Source organism: Salinivibrio sp. MA427 (genome assembly GCF_001996115.1).
Taxonomy (GTDB): Bacteria; Pseudomonadota; Gammaproteobacteria; order Enterobacterales; family Vibrionaceae; genus Salinivibrio; species Salinivibrio costicola.
The window spans coordinates 1-1574 of the sequence record NZ_MUFH01000440.1 but is presented as its reverse complement, the minus strand read 5'-3'; the positions used below and the strand labels follow the sequence as shown (position 1 = coordinate 1574).

Annotated in this window: 1 protein-coding gene; it reads right to left on the bottom strand. The window is 39.5% G+C overall.

From position 1 onward, the window contains the following. Positions 1-188: 188 nt before the first annotated feature. Positions 189-1574 (bottom strand): DUF4209 domain-containing protein (locus BZG79_RS15400; protein ID WP_206779509.1); only part of this gene is annotated, 1386 nt, incomplete at its 5' end.

Sequence of the window (1574 nt, the reverse complement as noted above, 5' to 3'; positions counted from 1 at the left end):
ACCGAATATAGCTCCTAAAACTGCTACAACGTATGGCCCGGATACCTTGACGAGTTCCATGAGCCCTTTACCTATCAATTTCCAAAATTCTAAATCCAAGGTGCATGGCTCCTTTGAGTGTTAACGCTACATTAAGCGGTGAGTAATAGTTGGCTAAAATGTGTAGCGAAGCGGAACCGAGCCAACTGTTACGAATCCGATTTTAATGCCTTGTTAGCTGCATTTTCCGGTTTGTAGTACTGTTTCCAGTGGCTACTTAAAGGCAACATTACAATATGTAAAACTAACCACCATAGAAAAACCGGTGCAACACCATAAAAGTGACCCGCCGGCATATAGCCATGAGACATTTGATTTCTTAAGTCTCCGTATATCTTATCTATTAAAATTGCTTGAAGATTTCCGACAATATTTTGACCCAAAACTTCAATAATAACTGGGTGATCTAATAAATATTTCAGGCCACTTCTTTCTTGAGAACCATCACCGTGCAATGTTGTTGGTTCCTCTCCTTGACTTCTTGCCACGTACCTCAATGAATTTTCAATCTGTGGAATAAGAATATGACACGCACTTAGGAAATCCCCTTCAAGGCCGAACGTAATCCCTTTAATATAAAAATACTCGTGCCCATATGGTATGAACGGATTATTTTTTAAAATAGATTCTAGAGCATATTCAGAAACGTGGTGCTGAGTCATTAGCTCATTTAGGGCAGGTCGTATCTGTCCTTGGACAGCTAATTGATGATCAATTCCAATATTTTTCATCATCGTAGCCCAAGTAACAGGACCATCTTGACTTTCATTTAGTCCCATACCAGCAGGAACCGTTGCAACTGTTATACCTTCGTGATCTATATGCGTTCCACCAAACATCCATGCAATGCTACTTTGCATCTGTTCGATTGCTTGCTCTTTCAGCCTGTTAATATCTGTAGGTCTTGAAACCAAAACACCAAGCCTAAAAAGCATATCGAAGAAATCTTTACCTTGAACTTGAATTTTTGCTTGATGAACAATTTCACTAATGTCTTGTGCCGGCGTTGAAAACTCATGAAGTTGATGTAGAGATTCAATTTGGTGATCTCTCATTGTCTCATATAGCTCAAGTCTTTCTTGCCTAGTATTAGGGACTTTAGACAATGCATCTATTGCTTTAAGTATGCATCCGGCAGCTATCAGCCCACCATCTTGAAGCTCTGAATCTTTAACGTGGCAAGCTGCTATTTCTCTCCAGATTTCTTGCTGTTTAATTCTATTTCGAGTTGAGTTAGCAGAGTTTAGCGCGCACTCCCACCCATTTATCGCTGTTCTAGTATCACCTAATTCAAAACGAGTTTGAGCAATTTCCTCTGCTGTATTAAGAATCCAGTCATCATCACCAATGCCACATTCATGTGATAAAGTCAATAAACGTAATGCATAAAAAGGTGAATCATCTAATTTTTTACTATCTATCTCAGATTTAATGAAGTCTGCTAATTTTTCGAACAAATCTGGCCGCTGTGTGTCTCTTCTGAACATGCAGCTTAACCTTAAAGCGCGCTCTATTCTCTCTGCTGGGTATACCCA